At 68.7% G+C, this 19,792-nt stretch carries 19 protein-coding genes and 2 pseudogenes; 10 read left to right on the top strand and 11 right to left on the bottom strand.

Annotated elements, in window-relative coordinates; genetic code table 11:
• Positions 1 to 129: 129 nt before the first annotated feature.
• Entirely contained in the window at positions 130 to 1,149 is a 1,020-nt protein-coding gene (locus tag ACFY3N_RS31440) for a 2-dehydropantoate 2-reductase N-terminal domain-containing protein (RefSeq protein ID WP_390820187.1), read from the bottom strand.
• Positions 1,150 to 1,412: 263 nt separating this feature from the next.
• Here ACFY3N_RS31440 and ACFY3N_RS31435 point away from each other — a divergent pair, with 263 nt between their 5' ends.
• The 3 genes and pseudogenes from ACFY3N_RS31435 to ACFY3N_RS31425 all read left to right on the top strand — a co-directional run bounded on the left by ACFY3N_RS31435 (position 1,413) and on the right by ACFY3N_RS31425 (position 4,267).
• Positions 1,413 to 1,781, top strand: a complete 369-nt coding sequence (locus tag ACFY3N_RS31435) for a MerR family transcriptional regulator (protein WP_390820186.1) — start codon at positions 1,413 to 1,415, stop codon at positions 1,779 to 1,781.
• Between the two features lie 409 nt (positions 1,782 to 2,190).
• Complete coding sequence (locus tag ACFY3N_RS31430) at positions 2,191 to 3,447, top strand: IS256 family transposase (RefSeq protein ID WP_390820185.1); 1,257 nt, start codon at positions 2,191 to 2,193, stop codon at positions 3,445 to 3,447.
• Between the two features lie 32 nt (positions 3,448 to 3,479).
• Positions 3,480 to 4,267, top strand: a pseudogene (locus ACFY3N_RS31425) (alpha/beta fold hydrolase).
• Positions 4,268 to 4,410: 143 nt separating this feature from the next.
• Here the strand turns inward: ACFY3N_RS31425 and ACFY3N_RS31420 are convergent.
• On the bottom strand, positions 4,411 to 4,593 hold the full coding sequence (locus ACFY3N_RS31420) for a hypothetical protein (protein WP_390820184.1): 183 nt from the start codon (positions 4,591 to 4,593) through the stop codon (positions 4,411 to 4,413).
• 169 nt (positions 4,594 to 4,762) lie between these two features.
• Here ACFY3N_RS31420 and ACFY3N_RS31415 point away from each other — a divergent pair.
• A pseudogene (locus tag ACFY3N_RS31415) lies at positions 4,763 to 4,891 on the top strand (IS5/IS1182 family transposase); the annotation flags it as partial.
• A 206-nt stretch (positions 4,892 to 5,097) separates the two neighbouring features.
• On the opposite strand, the gene ACFY3N_RS31410 reads toward ACFY3N_RS31415, so the two are convergent.
• Positions 5,098 to 5,649: a GNAT family N-acetyltransferase gene (locus ACFY3N_RS31410; protein WP_390820183.1), complete on the bottom strand. Its 552-nt coding sequence runs from the start codon at positions 5,647 to 5,649 to the stop codon at positions 5,098 to 5,100.
• A gap of 10 nt (positions 5,650 to 5,659) precedes the next feature.
• Positions 5,660 to 6,058 carry a hypothetical protein gene (locus ACFY3N_RS31405; protein ID WP_390820182.1) on the bottom strand — a complete coding sequence of 133 codons (399 nt, stop codon included), beginning with the start codon at positions 6,056 to 6,058 and terminating at the stop codon, positions 5,660 to 5,662.
• A 24-nt stretch (positions 6,059 to 6,082) separates the two neighbouring features.
• Here ACFY3N_RS31405 and ACFY3N_RS31400 point away from each other — a divergent pair, with 24 nt between their 5' ends.
• Together ACFY3N_RS31400 and ACFY3N_RS31395 are read left to right on the top strand one after the other, a co-directional pair.
• Positions 6,083 to 6,760: a dTMP kinase gene (locus ACFY3N_RS31400; RefSeq protein WP_390820181.1), complete on the top strand. Its 678-nt coding sequence runs from the start codon at positions 6,083 to 6,085 to the stop codon at positions 6,758 to 6,760.
• A complete protein-coding gene (locus tag ACFY3N_RS31395; protein ID WP_390820180.1) occupies positions 6,757 to 7,200 on the top strand; it encodes an NUDIX domain-containing protein in 444 nt (147 codons plus the stop codon). The genes ACFY3N_RS31400 and ACFY3N_RS31395 overlap by 4 nt, the downstream gene beginning before the upstream one ends.
• A gap of 424 nt (positions 7,201 to 7,624) precedes the next feature.
• On the opposite strand, the gene ACFY3N_RS31390 is transcribed toward ACFY3N_RS31395, so the two are convergent.
• Complete coding sequence (locus tag ACFY3N_RS31390) at positions 7,625 to 8,311, bottom strand: hypothetical protein (RefSeq protein ID WP_390820179.1); 687 nt, start codon at positions 8,309 to 8,311, stop codon at positions 7,625 to 7,627.
• 839 nt (positions 8,312 to 9,150) lie between these two features.
• Here ACFY3N_RS31390 and ACFY3N_RS31385 point away from each other — a divergent pair.
• Together ACFY3N_RS31385 and ACFY3N_RS31380 are read left to right on the top strand one after the other, a co-directional pair.
• Positions 9,151 to 10,416, top strand: coding sequence for a ParA family protein (locus ACFY3N_RS31385; RefSeq protein ID WP_390820178.1), 1,266 nt, complete (start codon positions 9,151 to 9,153; stop codon positions 10,414 to 10,416).
• Positions 10,413 to 11,561: a ParB/RepB/Spo0J family partition protein gene (locus tag ACFY3N_RS31380; RefSeq protein WP_390820177.1), complete on the top strand. Its 1,149-nt coding sequence runs from the start codon at positions 10,413 to 10,415 to the stop codon at positions 11,559 to 11,561. The genes ACFY3N_RS31385 and ACFY3N_RS31380 overlap by 4 nt, the downstream gene beginning before the upstream one ends.
• 238 nt (positions 11,562 to 11,799) lie before the next feature.
• Here ACFY3N_RS31380 and ACFY3N_RS31375 read toward each other — a convergent pair whose 3' ends face one another.
• From ACFY3N_RS31375 to ACFY3N_RS31355, 5 genes are all read right to left on the bottom strand, one after another.
• On the bottom strand, positions 11,800 to 12,798 hold the full coding sequence (locus ACFY3N_RS31375; protein WP_390820176.1) for a DUF732 domain-containing protein: 999 nt from the start codon (positions 12,796 to 12,798) through the stop codon (positions 11,800 to 11,802).
• Between the two features lie 342 nt (positions 12,799 to 13,140).
• A complete protein-coding gene (locus tag ACFY3N_RS31370) occupies positions 13,141 to 14,148 on the bottom strand; it encodes a recombinase family protein (protein ID WP_390820175.1) in 1,008 nt (335 codons plus the stop codon).
• 183 nt (positions 14,149 to 14,331) lie between these two features.
• Entirely contained in the window at positions 14,332 to 14,796 is a 465-nt protein-coding gene (locus tag ACFY3N_RS31365) for a PPOX class F420-dependent oxidoreductase (protein WP_390820174.1), read from the bottom strand.
• A 7-nt stretch (positions 14,797 to 14,803) separates the two neighbouring features.
• Positions 14,804 to 16,030: an MFS transporter gene (locus ACFY3N_RS31360; RefSeq protein ID WP_390820173.1), complete on the bottom strand. Its 1,227-nt coding sequence runs from the start codon at positions 16,028 to 16,030 to the stop codon at positions 14,804 to 14,806.
• Between the two features lie 246 nt (positions 16,031 to 16,276).
• Positions 16,277 to 17,170, bottom strand: a complete 894-nt coding sequence (locus ACFY3N_RS31355) for a helix-turn-helix domain-containing protein (protein WP_390820172.1) — start codon at positions 17,168 to 17,170, stop codon at positions 16,277 to 16,279.
• Between the two features lie 97 nt (positions 17,171 to 17,267).
• Between ACFY3N_RS31355 and ACFY3N_RS31350 the strand changes: the two genes are divergently transcribed.
• Together ACFY3N_RS31350 and ACFY3N_RS31345 are read left to right on the top strand one after the other, a co-directional pair.
• Positions 17,268 to 18,110: an aldo/keto reductase gene (locus ACFY3N_RS31350; RefSeq protein WP_390820171.1), complete on the top strand. Its 843-nt coding sequence runs from the start codon at positions 17,268 to 17,270 to the stop codon at positions 18,108 to 18,110.
• Between the two features lie 179 nt (positions 18,111 to 18,289).
• Complete coding sequence (locus ACFY3N_RS31345; RefSeq protein WP_390820170.1) at positions 18,290 to 19,051, top strand: SDR family NAD(P)-dependent oxidoreductase; 762 nt, start codon at positions 18,290 to 18,292, stop codon at positions 19,049 to 19,051.
• On the opposite strand, the gene ACFY3N_RS31340 is transcribed toward ACFY3N_RS31345, so the two are convergent.
• The gene (locus tag ACFY3N_RS31340; RefSeq protein WP_390820265.1) at positions 19,036 to 19,770 is read right to left on the bottom strand and encodes a Tn3 family transposase; all 735 of its coding nucleotides are present in this window, start codon (positions 19,768 to 19,770) and stop codon (positions 19,036 to 19,038) included. The two genes, ACFY3N_RS31345 and ACFY3N_RS31340, sit on opposite strands and share 16 nt — an antisense overlap.
• Between the last annotated feature and the right edge of the window lie 22 nt (positions 19,771 to 19,792).

The raw sequence follows: 19,792 nt of genomic DNA, 5'->3' as shown, positions 1-19,792 counted from the left end.
TGCGGCCAGGCCCGTAAGGGCGCGGTCGGCGTCTGCCGGTGGTTTCATGGGCTCATTGGCAGAGGCGGACCGCGTTCTACCTTCTCGACCGACGGCCACCGGGGGTCGAGGTCGCTTGTGTATGCGGGGTCATGCGCGCGGCAGTCGGGCGATCAGCGCGCGGAGGGCGGGCATCTGGGCGCCTTCGGCTTCTCCGCGGGCGAGGGCTTCACGGAGGATCTCGTGGTTCTGGCCGGTGACCTTGCTGCCGTGGTGGTAGGCGTAGAAGGCGGCCACGTCGAACGGCAGAGCAGCCTCCTCCATCTGCCGGGAGGATTCCAGGACCCCTTCGGCGGTGGTCTGCTCGCTGACGGCGAGGCCCGCCGGACCGTAGAGCGACAGGCGCTGGAACTCCCGCATGGCCTCGATGCCGAGCTGCCACGTCTGGTCGGTCGGGTCGATGTCCGTGGCCGCCGGCCAACCGAGCAACTCCCGCGCCACCATGGGTGCGAACCCCGCGACCTGCACCTTGAAGGCGTCCGCGGCAATTACGTCGCACCGCGAGGCGCCGTTGCGGTTGTACAGGGCCGCGAAATCGTGCGCCACCTGCGGCGCGCTGAGGTCCACGACGTAACCGGACGGAGTGGGGTGGCGGTAGGCATAGTCCGCCTTCGACAGCAGGTCCGGGCGCACGCCGGGGTGCACGGGCATCTGGGCGGGCCCGGCCTCGTGAGCGAAGCTGCCGAGATAGCCGTAGATCACCTGGGTCTCGGCGAGCCCGGAGCGCTCCAGGAACCACGACCGCAGGTCGATCCCGACGCTGCCGAGGAGTACGGCCGTCGACGTGCCCCGGAAGGCGCGTCCGATCTCCTCCACCAGCTTCAGGCCGGCTTCCGCGCGCAGCGCCGCTCCGTCGAGGGTGATGATGACGAAGTCGAAGGCGGTTCCGGCGAGCTCGGACGGGTCGGTGAGGATGTCGTAGCCGGTGTAGGTCTTCAGGCTGTGGTCGTCGTAGGAGTAGAGCACCTGCGGCTTCGACAGCTGCTCCTGGCGGTGGGGCCGCACCAGGAAGGTGACGGACGCCCCGGCCAGGCCCAGGTGGTAGCCGGTGACGACGCCCATGGATCCGGCGCCGACGATGCAAACGGACGGGGTGACCGAGGTAGTCACGGGATAACTCTTCTTCCGGTGGTCGGGGCGGGGCGCAGCCGTCGGGCACGGCGGCAGGGGCAGGGTTCTCCTGCGTGATGAGGCCGCATGCCGTGGTCGACGGCCGTGCCTGTCGGGCGGTCCGTTGTTCAGTGTGGACGGGCAGCAGGCACGACCTCCAAGGGTGCAACGTTAACACCGTGTCAAGGTCAAATCCGCTTGCGACGCCGGTCGACTCGCGCACGCGCTAACCTTGACATGGTGAGAAACTTGGTGGTGCACCCATGAGGATCGGCGAGCTGGCCCGCAGGACGGGCATTTCTGCGCGGATGCTGCGGTACTACGAGGAGCAGGGCCTCATCACGCCTCTGCGGGGCGACAACGGGTACCGCGACTACGACGAGGCGCTCGTCGAGAGAGCGGAGAAGATCCGCTGTTTTCTCGACGCGGGTATGCCCATGCGAGCGATGGCACCCATGCTCGACCGCCTGGAGCACGCACACGAGATGGACCCCGAGACAGCCTCACAGCTGCGGGCGATACTCGTGCGCGAGCGCGACCGGCTGGCCGGGTGCATCGACTCCTTCGAACGCAACAGAACCGCCCTGACCGACCTGATCCACACTCTGGACGGCAAAGACGTGCAGGCGTGAAAGGCATCCGACACCGCTGATGTGAGAGCCCCGCCCACGTCGATGCAGTCGATTCCGGTCGTGCCGGGACTGCTCCTGCGGTCGGTACCAGATGATCGCGGCGACCGCGACGCCCGGCACGATGCAGAGCCTGTGCAGATCTGCCGCGCTGCGGAGAGCTTGGTAGCGGCCGAACACGACGGCCGGTAACACCATGCAGATCCACGGGAAGGGACGACGCCGCGGCCCTCCTGGACGGGCGCGGACACCACCGAGGCGGCGCGCTGGTGATGACCAGCCCCGAGGCGAGCAATGCTCAATACCTGTGGATCAGCCCTGACGGAAGGAGGCGTACCTTCCCGAGGGATCGATCGATAGGTCATCGAGCAAGCAACGCCGACGTTGCCGCGTCGGCCGGGAAGGCATGCCCGTGCTTACGGTAGTCAACGAGGACGGCACCACGCCAAGCGGCAGTTCGCTGCTGGATGAGATCGTCCGGGAAGGCGCGCGGCGGATGCTGGCCGCCGCACTGGAGGCCGAAGCCAACGCTTACATAGCCGAGTTGGCTGGTGAACGCGATGACAAGGGGCGCCGCCTAGTGGTCCGCAACGGCTACCACCAGCCCAGGAAGGTCACCACTGCGGCCGGCGTGGTCGAGGTGAGGGCGCCGCGGGTGAACGACAAGCGCGTCGACGAGGCCACGGGCGAGCGCAAGCGGTTCTCCTCCGTAATTCTGCCGCCGTGGTGCCGGAAGTCGCCGAAGATCAGCGAGGTGCTGCCGCTGCTCTACCTGCACGGACTGTCGTCAGGGGACTTCGTGCCTGCGCTGGAGCAGTTCCTGGACAGCTCGGCCGGGCTCTCGCCAGCAACCGTCACCCGGCTCACGCAGCAGTGGCAGGCCGATCACGCCGCCTTCATGGACCGCGACCTCGCGGAGATCGATTACGTGTGCGTGTGGGCCGACGGCATCCACCTCAGCGTCCGCCTGGAGGAGGCCAAAGCCTGCGTGCTCGTGCTGGTGGGCGTGCGCGCCGACGGGTCCAAGGAGCTGATCGCACTCAAGGACGGCTACCGCGAGTCCGCCGAGTCGTGGGCGGACCTGATGCGGGACTACGCCCGCCGAGGCATGCGCGCTCCGGTGCTCGCGGTCGGGGACGGTGCCCTGGGCTTTTGGAAGGTGCTGGCCGAGGTGTTCCCCGAAACCCGCGAGCAGAGGTGCTGGGCTCACAAAACCGCAAACGTGCTCGACTCCCTGCCGAAGTCCGCGCAGCCGGGAGCGAAGAAGGCCCTCCAGGACATCTACAGCGCCGAGGACAAGCAGAACGCCGAGGCCGCGATCAAGACGTTCGTGCAGCTCTACGGGGCGAAGTTCCCCAAGGCCGTCAAGAAGATCACCGACGACCAGGCCGAGCTGTTGGCGTTTTACGACTTCCCGGCCGAGCACTGGATCCATCTGCGGACCACGAATCCGATCGAGTCCACGTTCGCCACGGTCCGGCTGCGGACCAAGGTCACCCACGGCGCTGGCTCCTGCGCCGCCGCCCTGGCGATGGTCTTCAAGCTGGTCGAGTCCGCCCAGCAGCGGTGGCGGGCGGTGAATGCGCCTCACCTCGTCGCCCTCGTCCGCGCCGGAGCCTGCTTCGAACGCGGTCGGCTCGTCGAGCGGCCCGAGGCGGTTGCGGCATGATTGGGGCCAGTCGACTACCTGGGGGCGCCGACGTGGCGTGGTCCGAACACGTGGTGGTGCGAGACGGCGTCCGGCTTGCCTGCTGGGACTGGGGCGGGCCGGGACAGCCCATCGTGCTGCTGCACGGCCTGGCCGGTCACGCGGGTGAATGGGACGTGCTGGCACAATGCCTGAGCTCCCGGTATCGGGTCGTCGCGGGCACGGCGCCAGCGAGCGCCACCCACGGGACGTCTCCCGCGCCGCCTACGTCGCCGACGTCATCGCCGTTGTCGATCAGCTGGCGCTGCAGCGGCCTGCCCTGGTCGGCCAGTCGCTGGGTGGGCACACCGCCATGCTCACCGCCGCCACACATCCCGGGCTCGTCCGCGCGCTCGTGCTCGTCGAGGCCGGCCCCGGCGGTCCGAACCCGAACGGCCCCGCGGACGTCGGCGGATGGCTCGACTCATGGCCGACACCGTTCCCCTCACGCGAAGCGGCAGCCGCGTTATTCGGCGGCGGACCGGTCGGCGCAGGCTGGGCGGCCGGGCTGGAGGAACGCGAGGACGGATGGTGGCCTCGCTTCGACCGGGACGTGATGGTCCGCTCGCTGGCGGAGAACGCCCAGCGCTCCTTCCGGCACGAGTGGGAGCAGGTCGCGTGCCCCACCCTGGTCGTCCTGGCCCAATCCAGCTTCATCCCCGCGCCGGAAGCCGACGAGATGCTCCGGCAGCGACCCGCCACCATGGCCATGAGCATCCCCGGCACCGGCCACGACCTGCACCTGGAACAGCCCGAGATCCTGCACACCGCGCTCTCGGACTTCCTCAAGGGCCTCGCCTGAAACTCCTACGCGGTCACAACGACAACAAAGGAAGGCCCCACTCATAGCCACCGATCCACAGGTCTTGACGATTACTCACCCCCGAACTGGCCTCAGCAGGACGGGGGTTGTGCTGCTCTGCGGCGCCCGCGAAGCGGCACGGCTCAATCGCGCAGGTTCGCTATGGTCGGGTCGGCTTTGATCTGCTTGGAGCTGCGTACCGCGCCGAGCACCGCGGCCGGAAGCTCGTCCGGCCACTCCTCGGGCGCAACCATGGTCTGCCGGCCGACGGTGACCACGGACATCAGCAAGCCCTTGGCGACCTGCTGCTGGAGCGCCTCGCGCATTCGGCACTCAACATGACGGCGACGCTACCGAGCCACTGATGGCCACCGCGCCGTTTCCCCGAGATCAGCCCAGATCAAGAGCTGCCGCACGGCTTAGGGCGTGTGTGAGGTCGTGATCATTCTCGGGTTCTGGTCCAGTGCGGGGGTGGGGTCTGGTAGGACGCTGGGTGTGACACGTAGGCAGCTCACCGATGAGCAGTGGGAGTTCATCGAGCCGTACCTGCCGATAGGCGAGTACGGCCCGTACCCCGAGCGGCTGCGGGAGCAGTTTGAGGGGGTGATCTGGCGGTTTCGCTCCATCCGCGGGTGACCATCTCGGCGGCGAGGTCTTCGAGGGGCTGGCGCCGGGTGGCGTCGTGCGGGTCGATTCCACCGTCGCCCCGGACGCGGAGGAGGACCTCGGCCCCGGCTGGTGCTCGACCCGCAGGACGCCCGCTGTCCAAGGTGCCCCTCGGCAGCTTCGACGGCACCACCTGACACGAAGACCGCCCGCTGCGCAGCCCTTCAGCGGGCGGCGTCCCACTCCCGATCGAGGATGGCGTGCACCACGGAGTCACGCCACTTCCCGGCCTTCAGCACGTGCTCACGGATCATTCCCTCTTCGACCATGCCCGCGGCCTCCATGGTCCGAGCAGAAGCCGTGTTGAGGGGTGACCGCGCGCCCCAGACACGGTGAAGGTCCAAGCCGTCGAACGCGACATCGAGCAGCAGCTTCACCGTCTCCAGGCCGTATCCCAGACCCCAGGAAGCGGGGCGCAGCGCGAAGCCCGTCGTGGCTCCGCGTTGCTGGTGGGGGTCAATGGCCAGACGACCGAACCCGATCAGTTCAGCCGTCTCCCGCTCGATGACCGCGAGGGCGTACTCGGTCCGGGGTGTTGCGGTGGCTGCGGCGATGGACCGCGCCACCATCTGCTCGACCTGATCGCGGGTGCGTGGATCGAAGCTCAGGTGCTCCGTCGCTTCGGCGCTGCCGTAGACGGCGAGCAATGCGTCCACGTCGTCCGAGACGAGTTCCCGTAGTTCAAGGCGCGCACTGGAACGTTCTACCGGGTGCATGCCCCGGACTTTACCTATGAGGCAGAGCGGGCCGGCTGGTCGGGAAGGCCTCGATCTCCGCGCGCAGATCCCGCGCGATGACAGCCTCCCTCGCGGGGCTGCTCATCAGCGCGTGCCGGACGCGCATCGCCGACATGACGATGCCGTTGTTGCGGTGTGAGGCGGGCAGGTCGAGCACCGGCCGGATGGCTGCGGCAGCGCCGTCCAGGTCCCCGCCGAAGAGCCGGATGAGTGCCAGGTCGCACTGGGACCCTGCGAGATCCCCGAAAGCCCAGTTCGGGGCGCTGGGGTCGCTGAACCCCTGCACGGCCTGCTCTGCCTGCTCGGCAAGCTGTGCGCTGCCGTGACCGAGAAGGGTTTCGGCCTCCACTGTGTAATAGAGCTGCTTCTCCGGGGCGTAGGTGAACAACCCGCCGAGGGCATCCAGGTCGTCATGGACAACGTGCTCCCGTCGGCCGGCGGCCTGCTGGTTGGCGGCGCGCACCGTCTCCTCGTCACCGAGCACGGCGGCGGCACGCGCCTGGAGACCAAGAAGCCACAAGCCGACGGTGCCACGCTGACGCTCCAGTGGACGGTCGAGCCGCCCTCAGGGGACTTCCTCGGCAACTTCACGCGCACGCACGGCGGACAGCTCCACGGTATGGCCCTGGCCTGCCTCGTCGCAGCCGCCCGGTACCGGCACGTCGAGACCACCATCGCCCCGGCCCTCGCCCGTGGCGACCTGCTCGTCTCCGACCGGTACGTGGCGTCAACCTTCGTCCTTCAGCGCCTCGACGGAGTACCGATGGACTTCCTCCAACTCCTCAACGCCTACGCGCCGCCGCCCGACCTGGCGGTGATCCTCACCGCCGCTCCCGACACGATCGCGGACCGCATCGCCATGGCCGGCGTGACGCACCGCTTCCGGGCAGGCCCCACCGCACCCGCTCGGGAAGTCGAGCTGTACCGGGACGCCGCGGCCTACATCGAGGGCCTGGGCGCCAAGGTGCTCGAAATCGACGCCACCGACGTCCTCCCGCCTCACGTGGCGCAGCGAATCGCCGACGCGATCCTCGCGCTCCCGCTACCGTCGGAGGCTTCATCCACCTCCCCGCCCCCCCAGGAAACATGAGCGGACAGCCTGCACAGCCCACCATCGACACCCACGTCCTTCTCCGCGACGGCGAGAAGATCCTCCTCTCGCAGAGAGGCGGCCCCTACGGCTACCGCCGGTGGCACCTGCCGTCCGGCAAGCTCGACCAGGGCGAGACCCTGACCGCCGGGGCGGCCCGCGAGTTGTTCGAGGAGACCGGCGTCAGGGTCGACCCTGCTCATCTGCGGCTCCTGCACGTCGTGCACCACCGCCAGGAAGACGACTCCGAACGGATCGGCTTCTTCTTCACGGCCACCCAGTGGGAGGGCACTCCCACCAACAAGGAGCCCGAGAAGTGCCTCACGCTCCAGTGGTTCGCCGACCATGACCTCCCCGAGGACATCATCGAGTACCCGGACGCGGGCCTGCGTGGCTGCCTCAACCAGTCCAGCACCCTGACCTTGCACGGGTGGCAGTAACCACTCCACGCACTGCCTGAAGCCCCCGCCACGGCGAGGGCTTCAGCGTTCCTCTCCTCCCACTTGACGATCAGGTGTAACGCCCTGGGCGGCCGGCGCCGGGCGGGCCCGCGGAGTCCCCCGGCTCCACCTCTGCATCGGGCCCGCCCATCGCACACACGAAAACTGATGGGGCTCGTTGATTTTCCCCACCTGGTGCTCACGCGTTCCCCAGACCTGCTCAGCTTGTTTCCCCACCCCGGCGCGCTGGCCTGCGGGCGGGTGGTGTGGTCGGCGAGTACCGAGAGCAGGTGTTGCTCAGCGGCGAGAGCGTTTCGTGACTCCCTGAGGATTGATGTCGCCGAGTCTCGAGAGCACTCTGGCGCTTGTATCGGGGACGCAGTGGTGTCTGTCGTTGAACGCGGGCGGATGCTGGCCTGACCGGTCACGCCCGCTCTACCGCGGCTGGCCTGTCGCGCTGCAGCCACACGATGGCTTGGGCGCGACGATCGCGTGGCACGTCTGCCCCGGTTGCCTCCCAGTCGATCAGGCGGCGTACGGGCTCCGTGTCGCCCGGGTTGGGCACGGCCAGGGAGCCGATGCCGTCCTGCCAGGTTGTTCCGACCACGGCGACAGTGCTGTCGAGCGAGAGCATCGCAAATTCCGGACGTCCGGATCGCGAGCCGAGCAGACAGTCGTCATATCCGAGTACGGATCTTCCCCGGCGGATCGCGCACGCCGCGCCCATGACGTCCCAGGCATCGAGCAGACGCACCCGGCGCCATATACGAGGCTGGTACAGGTCTACCCGCGGGTTGTAGCGATGGGCAGGGAGGGCGAGCAGGAACTCGCGGCCGGCGTCGAACAGGCCGAAGGAGGTCGCCAATGCGTACCAGCCTCGGTTGGCCTGCTCGATGAGTTGCTGGTCGTCGAAGCCGACGAAAGCATCCTGCCGGCCCGTCTCCTCGTGGGTGCAACTGGCCATCGCGCTCATTACGGACACTGGCAAGGCAGTGCATGGCACGCCGCCTTCGAGCACCTCCAGACCCGCCCGCTTCAGCGGGGCATGCACTTTCCGGTGCACCTCCTGCCTGCCCATGTCTTCCCCCGTTGCCGCCCGTCCGTTCAGCACCTACGAGACGATACGAGCTTACTGATCGGCAATGACCAGAGGCCGGGCAGTCCAGCGAGCGGAGGGCGCACACGTGCTCTCGGATTCCACGGAGAACCGCTGTCAGCACCTGCACAGCCAGACGGGCGCCACTCGGGAGGGGCCGCCCGATAGCCAGCCAGGTGCAGGGCCGGGGCGGACTGTCCAGGGTGGCCGCAGGCCAGCGCGGAGCGCCGCCGTAGGAGCCCTTGACCGGCCGGGCGCGGCCCGCGCACTGCACGGTCGGGCGGCCCGGCCCGTTCCTGACAGCAACCGGGTGGGGAACGAAGAGCAGCACTGGCCGACGCAGGCATGTGGGGAAGTAGCTCATGGTGATGACTCCCCCTATGAGGGAGGCCTCCCACACCCTTTGCTCGGCAACGGCGAAATGACGACCACACATAGCAGCTCCCCCTGAACGGTCGGCCGGGACGTTCCACACGGATCTCCTGGCGGCGGAGATGAGCTTGCGGCGCAGTGCGGCAGCACCCGGATCCGCGGCCGGGCACCGTACGGGACCTCTGCCCGAGCTCTCCCCCGGCTGCCGGCACCGCGCACTCGCCGCCGTCGGTGATTACGGCGTAATCACCCACGGGCTCGCGACGGGTTGGCAGACCTGTGATTACGGCGTAATCACCCACGGGCTCGCGACGGGTTGGCAGACCTGTGATTACGGCGTAATCACCGACGGGCTCGTGACGGCTTGGCAGGCCGGGTGATTACGCCGTAATCACCCGGCGGCGGTCACCGGCACACATCAACTTGGTCTAACTAACGTGTCGATGTCATCTTTGATCATCAACGTTAGTATGGTGTCCTGCATGAGTTCGCCAGCCACCTCCAGCGACCGCGAGAAGGTCGTCTCCAAACTGCCGGGATGGCTCCGGCAGAACCTCAAAGTCAGAGCCGCCCAGCACGGCATCGAGATCCAGGCCGCCGTGGAAGAAGGCATCAGCGCCTGGTGCGATCTGGCTTCTGCCACCGCGGCGGTCGACACCGCCGGCGCCGACTCCTTCGCCACCTTCCTGCCTCCCGGCCAGTGGGAGGAGTTCCGGCAGACCGCTGCCGACCGACGCGTCTCGCTCATCCAGGGGCTGGCCCAGTCCGTCCAGCTGTGGCTCGACACCCACCCGGCCCCGGACATCGAGCGGCCCTCCATCACGCGCCGGGTCATCGTCTGCAACCAGAAGGGCGGAGTCGGCAAGACCGCCGTCACCGCAGGCCTGGGCGAGGCCCTGGCAGAAGACCCCAACACCCTGCATCCCGTCCACGTCGCCAAAGCCCTCACCAAAGCACTGCGCGCCAGCGAAGCCCACCCCGACGAGGCCGGGCCCGACGACGATCCACTCGACATCGAGAACCTCCCCGGTCCCGGGATGCGTGTGCTCCTCGTCGACTTCGACCCGCAGTGCCACCTCACCAACCAGCTCGGCGCCGCACCCCTGCCCATGAACGGCGACAGCCTCACCAACCACATGGCAGGCGACCCGAAGGGCGACCTGAGCGACCTCATCGTCTCCATCGACGACGACACCTTCAACGGTCGGCTCCACCTGCTGCCCGCCTGCAACGACGCGTTCCTGCTCGACGTGCGCCTCTCCGCCGTACGCGCCCGGGAAGCCGCACTCGAGCGGGCCCTCGCCCCGCTCGAAGCTGATTACGACGTAATCATCGTGGACTGCCCGCCCAGCCTCGGCCTCAGCATGGACGCCGCCGCCTACTACGGCCGCCGCCGCGACGGAGAAACCCCCGGACAGTCCGGCGCCCTGATCGTCGTCCAGGCCGAGGACAGCTCCGCCGACGCATACGGACTCCTCACCACGCAGATCGACGACCTCCGCAGCGACCTCCAGGTCGACATCGACTACCTCGGCATCGTCGTCAACCTGTACGACTCCCGCCGCGGCTACATCGCCACCTCGTCCCTCCAGGGATGGGTGGACATAAAGGATCCGCGGGTCGTCGGCCTCATCGGAGACCTCAAGGAACAGAAGGAAGCCGTCCGCGTGAAGAAGCCCCTGCTGTCCTACGCCCCCAAATCACAGCAGGCGGTCGGCATGCGCGCGCTCGCCAGGGAGGTCTTGTGAGCAAGGCCGATCAGCTCGGTGCCGGCCGATTCGGTGGGGGAGTACGTTCCGTCAGCGCACGCCGCCAGGCCGTCGCCGCCGCAACCGGCGTACCCACCGAAGGCGTTGCCCCACCGGCGGAACTCCCCGTCGAACGCATCAGCCCCAACCCGGACAACCCCCGCTCCACGCTCGGAGACCTCACCGACCTCGCCGGCAGCCTGAAGACCCACGGCCAGAAGCAGGCGATCACGGTCATGAACCGCGACGCCTACGTCAAAGCCAACCCGGACCGGGAAGCCGACCTCGAGCCGGACACCACCCACGTCGTCATCGACGGCAGCAGCCGCCTCGCCGCCGCACGCGAAGCCGGCCTCACCACCATCAAGGTGATGGTCAGCGACGACCAGGGCACCACCTCGGAAGAACTTCTCGAGTCCGCCCTCGTCGCCAACATCCACCGGCAGAACCTCGAAGAACTCGACGAAGCCCGCGCTCTTCAACGGCTCCTGGCCATCCACGGAAGCCAAAGGGCCCTCGCCAAGCGCCTTCACCGCTCCCAGGGCTGGGTGTCCCAACGTCTCGCCCTGCTCAACCTCACTTCCGAGCTGCAGGCACGCATCGGTGAGGAGCCCATCGACCTGCTGCGGGCTGTCGGCAACAAACCAGCAGAACAGCAGGCAGCAGCTCTGCGAGAGCTGAAGGAAGAAAGAGCACGAAAAGAAGAAAAGGCACCTGACCCGGCGAAGCGCGCACCACAGCCGGCAACCAGCACGCCCGCGCACTCAGAGGACAGCCCCTCCGGTGATTACGGCGTAATCACCGGCACGACGGACGACGGCGAACCGTACGGACACAGCGCGGCCGGACCATCCCCGGCACCCGAGGAGCCGGCCACCACAGGGCAACAGGCGCCCTCCATGCCGACAGTCACGGAGCAAGAGCCGTCCGCCGCTGAAACGGGGAAGGACACGCCCTCCGTTCCCGTGCAGGCCACCACTCCTACGGCGGCGGCCGGTGCGGGAGAGCAGCCGAAGCGGTTCCCCTACGACGACGGTGTCTACGCAGCGCAGCACCTGATCCGCAAGATGCCGCCCGAGGAGTTCAACAAGATGCTGGACCTCCTCATCAAGCACAGGGACAGCCACACCGTCCACATCGGCTGAACCCTGTCATGGCCAGTGGTCAACCTGACCGAGCAGCCACCGCAGCATGGGGCCGGTCCCTCTTTTTTGGAGGGACCGGCCCCAGTCATTCCCCACCCAGTCAGCGCCTGACGAGGACGGTGAAATACCGACTCGCCTCAGACGATGCGTCGGAGTTCGAGCGTCCGCGCCGCCCGCGCTCGGTCCCGTTCATCGCGGGAACCGGCGTCCGCGTGCGGCGGGAGGGGGACTCGCGCGGCTATTCCTCCGTGAGGGCACCGGGGCCGGGCCGGTAGCCGCATCCGAGAAATACGAACTCCTCGGGGGCGACGCGGACTTCGGTGCGGTTCCAGGAGTAGACACCGTCCTGCTCACCTTCGTAGGCGAAGGTCTCGCCCGCCTCGATGGTGAAGAACTGGTCTTCTCCCGTCTCGCCGAAGAACTCCCACTCCGGTACCCACTCGGGGGCGAGTTGCATCTCGGACACCTTCCCGTCGGCGAACCAGCGCTGCTGGAGCTGGACGCGTACGTCGTACGAAGAGGTGTTGCGGACCTTCACCGAGTACGTGGCCGAGGTGGGGTCGTCATCGGTGTCCGGCTGCTCGATCGTGGCTGTCGCCTTCAGGGTGGAGACGGCCGGGCAGTCTTCGTCCTGTTCGATCGCCACCGGCTCGCTGTACACGTCGTCGGTCACTGCGGCGATCTGATCCGGGCAGTAGAAGGTGACCGCCTCCACGATGAAGGCGGCCTGGTCGATCGGGTCGGTGAGCGGCAGCCCTACGGCATCGGGGACGTCGTTCATGCCGGTCCCGCCGATGAGCGCGCCGCAGACAGCTTCCGCGTCCCTGATCACGGCCTTGCGGAAATCCGAGATGCTGTATCCGCCGTCGGAGGACGACATGGCTTCGTACTCCGTGGCGCCGGGCCACGCAGTGAACTGGCCGACGTCACCGACGAACGCCACGTCGCGTGCGGCTGCGGAGCTGAACTCAGGGACCGGTATGTAGGGCGGTCCGGAGGTGGGGTCCTCCGTGCTCTCTTCGGCTCGGGGCTCGGCGGACGTGCCGTCCTCCGCACTGTCCGACGACGGTGTGGATGCGGTACCGGATCGTGCCGACACCTGTTCACTGTCGCCGGTCACCAGGCCGGTGACGATGGTGGCAAGCGCGAGGGCCGCCGCCACGAGGACCGCTGCGACCCACCGCCGCTTGAGCACTCCGCGATCGGCCTCGGTGCTCTTTTCCAGCTGGGATTCCATGCTCGCGGAGGCAGTCGGCTGGTCGGCCGGTCCCGGTTCCGGTCCCCTGTCAGACATCCACTGCGCCCCTCTGTTCAAGCGCGGCTACCACGCACAGCCACGACGACCGAAAATGATCATCCTACGGGTCTGTACAGGTTCTCCACATAACCATTGCAAAACGGCGAGGCATCCCTTCAAGGCCTTCCTACGCCTCGATCGCGTCGTCTTCACCGCAGCCGAGAGGTACTTGAAAGACCTGGTGAGAAGGGCGTTCCACTTTTCGGGAGTCCACGGTGTGGTGGTCACGCCCCGGCCCTGTTCTCCCGAAGCTACGACGAAGTGACAAGTAGCTCTCTGTAATCAGAGTGACGCTTGGTCAGGGAGAGCAAGGCGGGGTCCGGGCACTTCGCCGGCCTGGCGGGCGGCGAAGTCAGCGTGGGCATGCTCGACGGCTTCGGGGTATGCCTCGCGCTTGGCGTGTTCGGCGAGCGCCCGGTAGATGCTGGCGACGGACGGGTTCTGTCCCTTGCGCTTGCCCGTGGGGATGAACAGGTCGGGCTGGATCTGCTCGACGGACTCGCCGAGCGCGCGGCGCCGCAGCACGGTGTGCAGCATGTCGTCGGTGATGACGGGCGGTCGGCCGCCGTGCTTGCCCTTGCGGGCCGCGGTGTCGAGCCCCTCCAGCGTCGACTCCCGGATGTTCTCCCGCTCGGTCTCCGCCATCGCCGCGAAGAACGCGAACAGCAGCTTCCCCGGGCCGGTGGGGTCGTAGATGCCGGGCAGGGGTCCGGCGAGCATCTCCAGGACCAGGCCGTGGGCGGTGAGGTGGTCGGCGAGCGCGGTGAGTTCGGCGGCGTCGCGGCCGAGCCGCTTCATCTCGTACACGGTGAAGATGACCCGGCAGTGCGGGGCGTGCGCCTTGACCTCCCGCGCCGTCCTCAGTGCCTCCTCGAACCGGGGGCGGACCCGTACCCGGGTGCTGATCTTCTCGCTGAAGATCTTGTCTCTCGGGATGCCATGCCCCGCGAGCGCGTCGAGCTGGGAGTCGAGTTCCTGCCCGAGGGTCGAGCAGCGCGCGTAGCCGATGCGGATGTCCGCGCTCGGCAGGTCCGGGTCGATCGGCGCCGGCGGCGGGGTGCCCGGCCGCCACGGCCGGCCCGGACCGCGGTCGGCTGGGGTCGGCACCCGCAGCGCCTTCTTCAGCCGGGGCACCATGGTGAAGCGGCGGGTGTGGTAGGCGGAGGCGACCGCGCCGCCGCGCGAGCGGCACGGCGAGCCGGGCTGTGCGTCACACTTCGGACAGGCGTGCTGTTCGACGTCGTCCGCGTCCGACCGGCCGGATGCGGAAGGTTGCTGAGGGTCCGTCATGGATCCGGATTTTCGCACAATGCAAGTCTCAGAAGAGGGCCCGTCCCGCTTTTGAGTGAGAACGGGTTCTGCGAACGAATCCGGGATCGGCGGGGGTCCGGCGGCCAGGTTCTGATCTTGCTCGCGCAAAGGACCGTTTGTGCGAGTGCGGGCAATGTTGGTCACCAGCGGGCGGACGTGATGTCAGGACACGGCGCGTGCGGGGAAGCCCCCCACTGCGATGGGTCCCCAGCGGCGGGGGGCGATGCGGATGAGGGACTTGCCCTGTGTGAGCATCGCGGCGCGGTACTCGTCCCAGTCCGGGTGCTCGCCGGAGATGTTCCGGTAGTACTCGACGAGCGGCTCCACGGAGTCGGGGGCGTCGAGTACTTCGGCGTCTCCGTCGATCTGTACCCAGGGGCCGTTCCAGTCGTCGGAGAGGACGATCACGCTGACTGAGGGGTCGCGGCGTGCGTTTCGGGTCTTGGCCCGTTCCGGGTAGGTGGAGATGACCAGGCGGCCGGAGTCGTCCACGCCGCAGGTCAGGGGTGACGCCTGGGGGGATCCGTCGTGGCGGCGGGTGAGGAGGAGCGCGCGGTGGCGGGGGCGGACGAAGTCGAGGAGGCCGTCGAGGTCGACGCGGGTGTTGGTGGCGATGTGGCGAGGCATGGTGTTGTCAGCTCTCTGTCGTAGGGGTGGTGCGCCGGCGAACGGCGAGGACGCCGAGCGGCAGCAGGGCGGTGGCGGCGAGGACGAGGCCGGCCAGGGACGGGCCCTTGAGGCCGGCGCTGGTGGTGAGGGCGAGTCCGCCGATCCAGGATCCGGCGGCGATGCCCACGTTGAACCAGGAGGTCGCGAGCGCCATGGGCAGGGAGCGGCCAGCTCCGGCGATGCGGACGACCTGGCCGACCAGGATCGGGTTGCTGATGATGCCGACAAACCCGAGGAGCACGATCAGGGCGACGGCCGCGGCGCTGCTGGTCGCCCACAGCGTGATCGCGCCGAGGACGGCAGCGGTTGCGATCGCGGCGGGGATCACCGTGCCCCAGGGGTTCTTGTCGCCGCGGCGGCCGCCGAAGGCGGTGCCGGCCAGGGCGCCGGCGCCGTAGCCGAGCATGGCCAGCGGGACGACGGCTTCGGGCAGGTGGGCGCGTTCGGTCAGCAGTGGGGCGACGTAGCTGTAGGTGGCCAGGACGCCGCTTTGCAGCAGGGCGACGGCCAGGTACACGAGCCACAGGCGCGGGTGCTTGAGGGCCGTGATCTCGTCGCGGACGGTGGTGGTGCTGCCGCTGTGGTCGGCGGGCAGGCGGCGGGCGATGACGGCGGTCGCGGCAAGAGCGAGGACGGCGAGGGCCCAGAAGGGGCCCTGCCAACCGAGCACCTGGCCGCCGGCGGTGCCCAGGGGCACGCCGATGATGTTGGCGAGGGTGACGCCGCCGATCATGACGCCCATGGCGCGGCTGCTGGCCGCCGGGCCGGCTGCGGCGGTGGCCACCACCGCGCCGACGGCCCAGAAGGTGCCGGTGGCCAGAGCGGAGACGAACCGCCCGGCCAGTGCCAGGACAAAGCTGGTGCTCAGGGCTCCGACGACGTGACCGGCGGCGAAGACGAGCAGGGCGGCGATCAGTGTGGAGCGGCGGGGCAGGCGCAGCGTCGCCATGGCCATCAGCGGGGCGCCGACCATCATGCCGAGCGCGAAGACCGTGATCATCAGTCCGGCGGAGGAGACGCTGACGTGCAGCGCGGCGGAGATCTCCGGCAGCAGGCCGGCGACGACGAGCTCGGTGGTGCCCATGAGGAAGGCGACTGCGCCGAGCAGCCAGACCACGGGCGGCAGCTTCGCGGAAGCCTCCACCGTGATCGGTGGTGTGCTGGTCGGGGTGGGGGTTGTGGTGGTGGCCACCGTGGAGGTCCTTTCACACGAAGCGGCGCCGTCGCCCCCTGGCGGGGGATCCGGGTGGGCGACGACGCCGCAGACTGGGGGGCGGCTGGATTCAGCAGCCGGCCCGTATCCACGGAACCAGGCTCCGGGCAGCGCAGACAGCCACGCTCGTGAGGGGTTATGGCAGGGACCCCCACCCACTGGCGCGGGGGTCCGGCGCAGGTCCGGCCGCACAAAGAAGGGGCGTCGGCGTACGCGGTCGGGAGGTCAGTGTTCGTGCGGGGTCTCGGTGGGCTGTTCCGCCGGCGGGGCGTGTGCGGTGGCGGCCCAGCTGGCCAGAAGCTTGAGGCTGTCCTCGGACGGGGTGCCGGGCTCGGCGCTGTAGACGGTGATGGACAGGCCCGCGTCGCCCACGACGTCCAGGGCTTCGTGGACGAGTTCCAGTTCGCCGATCGCGGGATGGTGGAACCGCTTGGTGCCCTCGTTGTAGACGTGGACGTCCTGGGCGCCCCACAAGGTGCGGAAGGCGTCGCTGCGGGTGGACAGCTCGCCGATCAGGTTCGACAGCTCCCGGTCGTAGGGAGTCTGGGCGGCCTGGACGCGCAGCGCGCCCACGCCCTGGCGGGCGACCCGCTCCCAGTCCACGTAGAAACGCCGGGCCCGGGGGTCGAGGAAGACGAACCGTACGGTGTTGACCGGCTCGCCAAGAGCGCTGTCGAACCACTCGCAGTGCAGCGCGCGGGCCAGTGCGTTGGCCGCGAGGATGTCGAAGCGGTTGTTGCGCACGAACGCCGGCATGTCCGGCATGCCGTCCACGATCCGTACCACGCTGGAGCGGGCGCTGGCCTTTACGGGCTTGTGCCGCGCCCGGCGCGCGCTGGTGTTCATGGCCCGGGCCAGGGCGAACAGGTGTTCGCGCTCAGTGTCGTCCAGCTGCAGCGCGAGAGCCAGGGCCTCCAGGACGCTGTCGGAGGCACTGCCGAGGTTGCCCCGCTCCAGACGGGTGTAGTACTCGACGCTGACCCCGGCCAGCACGGCGACCTCGCTCCTGCGCAGTCCTGGAACACGGCGGGCCCCGTGCGAGGGCAGACCCGCCTGTTCCGGCGTGATCCGGGCCCGGCGGCTCTTCAGGAATGTGCTGATTTCGGCCTTCTTGTCCACGCGTCCAGCCTAGAAAGGCCTCCGAGGCCGTGACAGTCCCTGTCAGGGCCCCCTTCCGGCTCGCTGACCAGCCCCTTTCGCGCCTAGCGTGGAGGGCATGGTTGCGACGATCAAGCTCAACGACCAGACATCCATCCCCCAGCTCGGCTTCGGCACCTACCTGGTCCCGCCCGAGGAGACCGCCGACATCGTCGGACAGGCCCTGCAGGTGGGATACCGGCACATCGACACCGCGCAGATGTACGGCAACGAGGAGGGCGTGGGACAGGCCATCGCCCGCTCCCAGATCCCCCGCGAGGACCTGTACGTCACCAGCAAGCTCAGCACCGGCAACCACCGCCCCGACGACGTGCGCCGCTCCTTCGACGAGACCCTGGCCAAGCTGGGGCTGGAGCAGCTCGACCTGTTCCTCATCCACTGGCCGCTGCCCACCCTCTACGACGGCGACTACGTCTCCACCTGGAAGGCCGTCACCGGCCTGGTCGCCGACGGCCGGCTGCGCACGGCGGGCGTGTCGAACTTCGAACCCGCGCACCTGGACCGCATCATCAGCGAGACCGGTCTGGCGCCCGCGGTGAACCAGATCGAGGCTCACCCCTACTTCGCCAACAACACCGCACGCGAAGCCTCACGCCGTCACGGCATCGCGGTGGAGGCATGGGGCCCGCTCGGCCAGGGCGCCGCCCTGCAGGACGAGGAAATCGCCAAGATCGCCGCAGCACACGGCAAGTCGGTCTCGCAGCTCATCCTGCGCTGGCACATCCAGCGCGGCGACATCGTCTTCCCCAAGACGATGCGTCGCGAGCGCATGACGGAGAACTTCCAACTGTTCGACTTCTCCCTCACCCCCGAGCAGGTCCAGGCGATCGACGCCTTGGACCGCGGCGAGGAAGGCAGGGTCGGGCCGCACCCGGACACCTTTGCCTACCTGCCCGACTGACCCGCCACCGACCGCCGTCCGGCGAGCAGTGTCCGTCGTGCGCACGGCAACCGCCGCGCGCACGACGGAGCAGTCGGCATCCTCAGGCCCCGGGCCCGCAGCCGACGCCCTCGCGGCCGGCCCGTTAGCCCTCGCCCGGGCAGAGGAGAACCGGGCCACACCGAAAGCACAGGCACCTCATGAACACCTCCTTCGACGGAAAGACCGCGCTGGTCACCGGCGCAGGCTCCGGCATCGGCCGGGCAACGGCCCAGGCATACGCGAGGGCCGGTGCCTCGGTGGTCCTGGCGGACCGCGACGAAGCCGCGGCACAAGCCGCCGCCGATGAACTGACCTCTCAGGGCCACCGGGCCGTCGCGGTGCGCTGCGACGTATCCGACGAAACCGATGTGGCCGCCATGGTCGCGCAGACAGTGTCCGCCTTCGGACGCCTGGACATGGCCTTCAACGGAGCCGGCCTGCACGTCCCGGTCACCGAGACGGCGGACGCCCTCGCGGAGGACTTCGACCTCGCCATCGCAGTGAACCTGCGCGGTGTGTGGAACTGCATGAAGCACGAACTGCGCCAGATGCGCCAGCAGCGCAGCGGAGCGATCGTGAACTGCTCGTCCCAGAGCGGCATCGTGGGCACTGCCGGCCTCGGCGCCTACACCGCGTCCAAGCACGGCGTGATCGGCCTGACGAAGAGCGCCGCCCTCGAATACGCGCCCCTGGGCATCCAGATCAACGTCGTCTGCCCGGGCACCACCGACACCCCCATGGTGCGAAAGGCCGTGGCCGACGCCCCGGAGCACATGGACACCATCATCAAGGAGATCCCCACCGGGCGACTCGGCCGGGCCGAGGAGATCGCTTCCGCCGTTGTGTGGCTGAGCAGTCCCGGAGCAGCCTTCATGGTCGGACAGGCAGTCGTCCCCGACGGCGGCTACACCGTCCGCTGAGCCGATCCGCCCGCACCCTGCCCCGCCGATTCGGAAGGCCGCGCATCGAACGCGGTACGGGGGCCGGGCACCATGGACGCCGCGGCGGCGAGGGCGAGGTGGGAGTTCATGTCCAGTTCGAACCGGCCGTAGGGGTTCACGTGCGTCCAGAACAGCGGGGACAGGGCCCGCCGGTCGGCGTCGGTGAGTCGCTTCTGCCGCTTCTCCTCGCTCAGGATGTCCTGGAGGAGCAGGGTGTTGACGTGTACCAGCGCCGACTGGAGCAGGTGCAGGACGAGCATCGAGACCTCCTGGGACTCCTTGTCTGAGCCGGTCAGGTCGCCGTCCTTGCCGTAGAACAGGTCGTGGTTGGCGCTGTTCCAGTTCTCCACGACCTGGAGCCCGTCGTTGATCTCACGCCGCAGGTCGGCATCGGCGAGGTAGTCGCAGATGAACGCCGTACGTACCGCCCGCCCGAGTTCCTCGATCGCGCGGTAGGTGGGGTGCTTGGGCCCGCCGCGGGTGAAGCGCCGCAGGACCTGCTCGGCCTCGGCGGTGCCCAGGCGCAGGGCGGTGGTGTACTTCACGATCTGGTCGTACTGCTGGCGGATCAGGTCCCAGTCGATCGTCTTGGTCGACAGCACCGGCGCCAGGTGCGGCCAGGTCTCTAGCCTCGGGCTTTCGCGAGGTGGAGTGTCCGAGGCTTGATCAAATAAGCGGAGAGTGCTCCTGACCTGCAACGATGGGACTTGTCTAGGGTCC

It is taken from the genome of Streptomyces sp. NPDC000348 (assembly GCF_042898795.1).
Taxonomy (GTDB): Bacteria; Actinomycetota; Actinomycetes; order Streptomycetales; family Streptomycetaceae; genus Streptomyces.
This window is presented reverse-complemented; position numbering and strand designations above follow the sequence as displayed.